Below are 6,458 nucleotides of genomic sequence, written 5' to 3' on the forward strand. Positions count from 1 at the left end.
TCCCCAGTTAATGCGCCGGGTAGCCAGTTGGATGCGAGTGCCGCGTAGTGGGTGAAAGGGATGGGTGATCTCGACCGTTACGGTCGCGCAACCGTCGTCACGACAAGCAGTTGCTGACTTACGATAATGGTATGGCAGAAAGCTTCGTGAAGACGATGAAGCGTGACTACGTGGCGTTCATGCCCACGCCGGACGCCGCGACCGCAGCGCGCAATCTCGCCATCGCGATTGAGCATTACAACGAGCAGCATCGTCATAGCGCGCTGAAGTACCGCTCGCCACGCGAGTTCAGGCGCAGGGCCGATTCATCAACTCAAGTGTGAGGCTGTGTCCAGAAGTACAGGGGCAAATCCAACCTCAGAACCTCTGCAAACTTCCGTTTAGTGGGTTGGGGGCGGGTGCACATCCAACGAATAAGCGCTCTCTCTCCTTATTCTACTGTCCGAATTCCCGTCTCTGCCGCCTCTTTAGCACGCGGTTTTCTGTCGCGTCGAGGTCAATTGTATGGTACCGAGCGAATGCTGACAACAAAACGGCGACTTTCATACATGGGCGGTCCCACTAAAGCATTCTTTGGGAATTCCAATATGTCAGCGGTAAGCGATCCCGCAGTGATGTGTGAGTTGTCCATCCGTTCGAATTAGTGCTCTTTCAAGACGTGTTCGTCGCTTGGCTGTGCCGGCGGGTTTGGCCGCTGAGAGAGAAATGGCCAGGCATAACCTATGCTTTGAATTCCCAAAGTCATCAGTTTGAAGCGACACTGCGCTCTCGTTCGAGGGCGCCTCCTCCGCCATACGACAGCGTGCTGCGCGAGGACCTGACACTGCGCGGGTAGCGGGCCCGCGTCACTGTAGTCTTTATGCAAAGGTAATGCATTGAATCGAGTCTAAGAGTCACCTCGCGCCCCTTCGATGCAGATGAAGGGCAGCCGAGTTAAGTAAAGAGGGAGTTATATATAAAGATGATTGACAGGACAACGGGTGATGCATAGTGAGTTGATAAAGTTGGGGATCTGTATAGCTTCAGTTGGAATGTGTTCATTCGCTAACGCACAAGGTAGTGTGGCCATTTACGGGGTCCTCGACGAAGGAATCATGTATCAAAGCAACGCTGGTGGCGGACAGAGATTGTCGCTTGATTCGCTTGCCGGCCTCATGCGAAGTCGATGGGGGGGTGACCGGAGTCGAGGACCTCGGCGGAACTTTACACGCGATTTTCACCCTTGAATCGGGTGTGAACTTAAACAACGGTCTGGCTGCTCAAGGCGGGCTGCTGTTTGGTCGTCAGGCATTCGTCGGCCTGACAAGGGACAACTGGGGCGGCCTGACATTTGGACGTCAGTATGACATGATCTTCTACTTCCCCGAGCCACTCACGGCCGCAGCGCTCGTGGGAGGTGCGCCGGCCGGGCGCCCAAGCGATGTAGACAATGCGTGCAACACGGTTCGAGTGAATAAGTCGGTACGATACATGAGTCCTGAAATCCGCAGTGCGACTTTCGGGGTGGAGTATAGCTTAGGTGGTGATCCCGGAAGTTTCACAACTGCCAGCGGCTATTCGGTAGGTGCCGGCTACGCAAACGCGCCATTAAAAGTGGGGGTGGCATTCGAGTATTTTAAACACCCCACTGCAGCGCCAGGCACAGGTTTTTTTACTGCCTATGGGAACGGGTTTTCAGCTCTACAGGGCGGCCTCAACAGGGGATATGCTTCTGCCGAAACATACCAGTCCGCAGTCGTAGGGGCCAATTACACGATCGGCCCAGTCATCCTGGCGGCTTCGTTCTCCAATGTTCAGTACGCAAATCTCGGCGCGTCGCTTCAAGACGGAACGGCGATATTCAACAACTACGACGTTGGAATACTGTATCGTTGTAACCCATCTTGGACTGTCGCTGCATCATATGCCTACTTGTACTCGGATGGCGTTCAAGACGCCGCGGGACACAAAATCGGAAACCAGCATTTCAACCAGGTAGCGATTGCAACCGACTATTTCCTGTCCAAACGCACCGATGTGTATTTCGGAATTGGTTGGCAGCAAGCATCGGGAACATCGTCTCTCGGTACCCCCGCTGTTGCCAACATCACCAATACGAACGATTCATCCAATAAGTGCCAGGTCCTTGCTCGCGCGGCCATCCGTCACAAATTCTGATTTGTAGTAAGAGCGTCCGAATCAAGACATGCGAACAGAGCGACACGGCGGAAATTGAGATCTCGTTATCCTGGAGTAAGGCGCGCCGGTGCAAATATCGAGGAGGAAAATTGGTTAGGGAACCGGTCTGAACGAATTGAGAACCGACAATTTTTTAGCCCTGTGCGGCGCGGGCGCCGAGCGGCAGCGTGCGGGTCGTGCGATCGCGGCGCAGTTCGACCTCGGCGCCGAGCGCGAGTAGTGCCGGCATCGAATCGCCGATCGGCGAGCCGTTCGCGACGTTGCCGCCGAGCGTGCCCGCATTGCGGATCGGCAGCGATGCGAAGCGCGTCCATAGTTCGGCGAGCTCGGGGTAGTCGGCGGTGAGTGCCGCGTACGCGTCTTCGAGCGAGACCGCCGCGCCGATGGTCAGCGTTTGCGCGTCGCGCGCGATGGTTTTCAACTCGGCGAAGTTGCCGATGTACAGCAGGGCGCCGAGATCGCGAAACTGCTTGGTGACCCACAAGCCGACGTCGGTGCTGCCCGCGACGATGCGCGCGTCCGGATGCTGGGCGCGCAGCGTCGCGAACGCGTCGAGCGTGAGCGGGGCGTGGAAGTTGGGTGAGCCGAACGCGGCGCCACGGGTGTCGGGGGCGCTGTATTCGAACGTGTCTTTGCGCTGCAGTGTGCGCAGCGTGGTCGCGATCGCATCGCGATCGAGCGAGACGCGCGGATGCTGCGGGTAGTCGAACATCTTCTGCGCCGCATCGATGATCGGCCGGTAGCCGGTGCAGCGGCAGAGATTGCCGGACAGCGCGGCGTCGATTTCGTCACGGGTCGGCAGGCCGGCGCTGGCGGGCTGGTTTTCGTAGAGCGCCCACATCGACATCACGAAGCCGGGCGTGCAGAAGCCGCATTGCGAACCGTGACAGTCGACCAGCGCCTGCTGCACCGGATGCAGCGCGCCGTTCGCGGCGCGCAGGTCTTCGACGGTGAAGAGGGCGCGGCCGTCGAGCGTCGGCAGGAACTGGATGCAGGCGTTGACCGCCTTCAGCGTAAGCTCGCCGCGCGCGTCGAGTTCGCCGATTACGACTGTGCACGCGCCGCAGTCGCCCTCCGCGTAGCCTTCCTTGGTGCCGGTGCAGCGCAGATCCTCGCGCAGGTACTGCTGCACGGTGCGCGTCTCCGGCACGCCCGCGACCTCGCGGACGGACCCCTGGTGATAGAAGCGGATGGTTTGCATTGTCATGGCGAATCGGAAGACAGTGCGGACCGGGCGCGCTTTACGCAGGGTCTGCACGGTTGTTCACCCGGGCCGCAGTCTTGACGCACATATTTGATGCCCGCCAGTATTGGGAATGTCGGCTCTGGCTGCCGGCTAGCTCCCAAGTTGATCGGTGTTGAGCGCACGGCACGGGGCTAGAACAAAGCACGTGGCTGAAGAACCGCTTGGCAGCGCCTTAGTCCCGCCGTTTCTGCCGCAGGTAGTCGAGTTCGGCCCCTGTTCATCAACGGCACGCCGTCGCAGGTAAGCTCACGGCACAACGACACAAATAGCTCGTCCAGATGCCGTGGTGCTGGATGTGCGGCGAGCTGCCTTTACCCACCGTTCAAAGCTTGCGCTAAATTTGTCGCGCCAGTGTCGAATTGCTCAAGGTCGCGCAGACTCAGCTGAACCCGGTGGTGCCCAACGCACGGCACAACTGATGGCATCGTGGGGAAGCGGTCGCCACGATAAAGCGATCAGATAACTGCATTGCCTGATGCTACCGGACTCAGTCAGCAACGTGACAATGCTCTTTGTCGCGATTGCGCAGCGACCGGGCTGTTCCAAGCCTGTCTCGAAGCACCTTCCGGACCATGTGGGGGCCCAAACGCTCGGAACCGCAGAGCACAGGCATAATGACGCATTGGCCCGCAGTTGCGTCGCGCACTTGTGTCGGCTATCGAACAATGACGTGGTGTTCCTTACAAGTCGCGCATGTTTAGACATCCGCACGGAACCGGCGACTGCGATCGAGCGAATTCGTAGGTTCAGTCGCATTGGCGAGGTCGGGTAGAATCGCTCGAATCGGAACGTACGACACACACGATGGCAAAGACGAAGACGACGCGCAAGGCGTGCCCGGCGGTCTCGGCAAAGTGCTCAAGCGGCTGCATCATCCGCTGGATGTGATCCTGCTTTGCGTGCGCTGGCACGTGGCGTACTCGCTGAGCCTGCGCAACGTCGAAGAGATGATGGCCGAACACGGACTCGAGGTTCCTCATTTGAGCGCGCATCTGGATTATCAGGTTCGCGTGTCGGCAAAATGCCGCCCGCCGCGTGAATGGACCCCACCAAGTTGGACGGTAAGTTTCTAGGCCGCCAGAAGCTGAGTCCTGTATTGCACGGGACTCAGCCCATTGAGTTTGAGCTTGATGCGCTCGTGGTTATAGTAGTGAATGTATCGCCGCAGTCCGGCCTGCAGCTGTTTGATACTGTCGAATCTGGTCAGGCGGAAGAACTCGGATTTTAGCGTGCCAAAGAAGCTTTCCATTGCGGCATTATCCAGGCAGTTTCCTCTGCGTGACATGCTTTGCCGTAGCCGATTCGCGCTCAGCATTCGCCGCCAGGCAGACATCTGGTACTGCCAGCCCTATCTGAATGCAACAACGGCTTGTCCCGGGTACCCAACTGCGTGACGGCCTTCTTCAGCATGTTGCTGACCAGCTCGAAGCATGGCCGACGAGCCGTCTGCCACGCCACGATTTCACCGTTGTACAGGTCCATCACAGGCGACAGGTAAAGCTTCTCGCCGTTGACATTAAATTCCGTCACGTCGGTTACCCATTTCTGATCAGGCCTGCGTGCCTCGAACTCGCGATTTAGCAGGTTCGGTGCAACGCGTCCAACTTCGCCGCGCCAGGAGCGGTAGCGCTTTGGGCGCACCAGTGATTTCAGCTGCAATTCACCCATCAGCCGCTGCACGGTCTTGTGATTGACGATCCGACCGGCGTTCCGGATAGCTGCATAATCAGGGCTGACACGTACGGCTTCCGAGGAGGTGTGTCATGAATCAGCGCGTTACATCCGCCGTGGCCAGAATGGGTATCGACATTGGTAAATCGGCATTCCACGTAGTCGGTCTCGACGCCGCTGGCAAGCCGGCTTTCAGGGGCGCTTCACGCCTGAGCGCCTCATTGAATTCCTGACGCGCGCGTCCCCGACCATCGTTGGAATGGAGGCTTGCCCCGGCAGTAACTGGCTAGCAAGGAAAGCCGCCGCTGCAGGACATGAGGTCCGCATTGTTCCTGCACAGTTCGTCAAGCCATTCGTCAAGTCGAACAAGACTGATCTAGTCGACGCAGAAGCCATTGCTGAAACGATTTCGCGTCCCACCATGCGATTCGCGCTGCCAAAGACCGACCCACAGCTCGACTTACAGGCGCTGCACCGGGTGCGGCAACGGCTCGTCTATGCGACATGCCGTCGGTTCTCTCAGACGACCAGAATGGACTGACGCCAGCAATGCGCAGTTTGCTCGAACAGTTGTGGCAGGAATACCGTGCCATTGAGGCGCGCCTGCTTCTGCTTCGGCGCCAGATCGAATCTATTGCGAGCGCCGACGATGCAGCCACCCGATTGACATCTGTGCCTGGCATCGGCCAGTTGTCACGGATCGGCGTAATCGAGCCGGGGATGATCGGCGTAATGAGGCCACCTGGAATGGCCCCGAAACGCGATTTCGAAGGGACTCAAGAATGCGTTGTTTTGCCTGATTTTGCAACCGCGTTTTCGCCGTTTTCGGGCATCGGTTTCGGCTTGCGGAAGCTCTCACCCTCAATGACGACGCGGTAGGCGCCGTGCCTTAGCCGATCGAGCGTGGCAGCACCGAGGATGCGGTTGTCGGGGAACGCGTCGCCCCATTCGCTGAAGTCGAGATTCGACGTCAGAATCGTCGCCGCGCGCTCATACCTGGCGGCAATCAGGTCGTGGAAGTCTTCGTCATGGGGCGCACGCAGGGGTTTGAGTGCGAAGTCATCGACGATGAGCACCGGAACGCGCACGAACTGCTGCAACTTGCGTTCATAAAGCTCAGTCGCCCGTGCTGCATGCAGCTTCTTGAGCAATTCGGTTTGCGTGATGAACAGGACATCGCGGCCCTGGCGTGCGGCGCTGTGGCCCAAGGCCTGCGCGAGATGCGATTTGCCGACTCCTGTTTGGCCGACCATCAGCACGCAGACCTTCTCGTCGATATAGCGGCCGGCGGCGAGATCATGGATGTGAGCGCGGTTGAGCTTGGGAACGCGGTCGAAGTCGAAGTTTTCGAGCGTCTTGCCCA

The 6,458-nt window shown here is 58.6% G+C and carries 3 protein-coding genes and 5 pseudogenes; 5 read left to right on the plus strand and 3 right to left on the minus strand.

Annotated elements, in window-relative coordinates:
- Positions 1-125: 125 nt before the first annotated feature.
- Positions 126-323, plus strand: a pseudogene (locus ACLFKU_RS42095) (integrase core domain-containing protein); the annotation flags it as partial.
- A gap of 660 nt (positions 324-983) precedes the next feature.
- Positions 984-2,157: pseudogene (locus tag ACLFKU_RS42100) on the plus strand (porin).
- Positions 2,158-2,335: 178 nt separating this feature from the next.
- Here ACLFKU_RS42100 and xdhA read toward each other — a convergent pair.
- Positions 2,336-3,385: pseudogene (gene xdhA / locus ACLFKU_RS42105) on the minus strand (xanthine dehydrogenase small subunit); the annotation flags it as partial.
- Between the two features lie 843 nt (positions 3,386-4,228).
- On the opposite strand from xdhA, the pseudogene ACLFKU_RS42110 reads away from it, so the two are divergent.
- Positions 4,229-4,416 (plus strand): annotated as a pseudogene (locus ACLFKU_RS42110) (IS6 family transposase); the annotation flags it as partial.
- A gap of 77 nt (positions 4,417-4,493) precedes the next feature.
- On the opposite strand, the pseudogene ACLFKU_RS42115 reads toward ACLFKU_RS42110, so the two are convergent.
- Positions 4,494-5,146: pseudogene (locus ACLFKU_RS42115) on the minus strand (IS3 family transposase); the annotation flags it as partial.
- 41 nt (positions 5,147-5,187) lie between these two features.
- Here ACLFKU_RS42115 and ACLFKU_RS42120 point away from each other — a divergent pair.
- Positions 5,188-5,328, plus strand: coding sequence for a hypothetical protein (locus tag ACLFKU_RS42120; RefSeq protein ID WP_410853183.1), 141 nt, complete (start codon positions 5,188-5,190; stop codon positions 5,326-5,328).
- A 26-nt stretch (positions 5,329-5,354) separates the two neighbouring features.
- Positions 5,355-5,636 carry an IS110 family transposase gene (locus ACLFKU_RS42125; RefSeq protein ID WP_410853184.1) on the plus strand — a complete coding sequence of 94 codons (282 nt, stop codon included), beginning with the start codon at positions 5,355-5,357 and terminating at the stop codon, positions 5,634-5,636.
- Positions 5,637-5,871: 235 nt separating this feature from the next.
- Here the strand turns inward: ACLFKU_RS42125 and istB are convergent.
- A partial coding sequence (gene istB / locus ACLFKU_RS42130) for an IS21-like element helper ATPase IstB (protein ID WP_410853185.1) occupies positions 5,872-6,458 on the minus strand: 587 nt, incomplete at its 5' end.

Origin of the sequence: Paraburkholderia sp. EG304, assembly GCF_046543485.1 — a bacterium.
Classification (GTDB): domain Bacteria; phylum Pseudomonadota; class Gammaproteobacteria; order Burkholderiales; family Burkholderiaceae; genus Paraburkholderia; species Paraburkholderia youngii.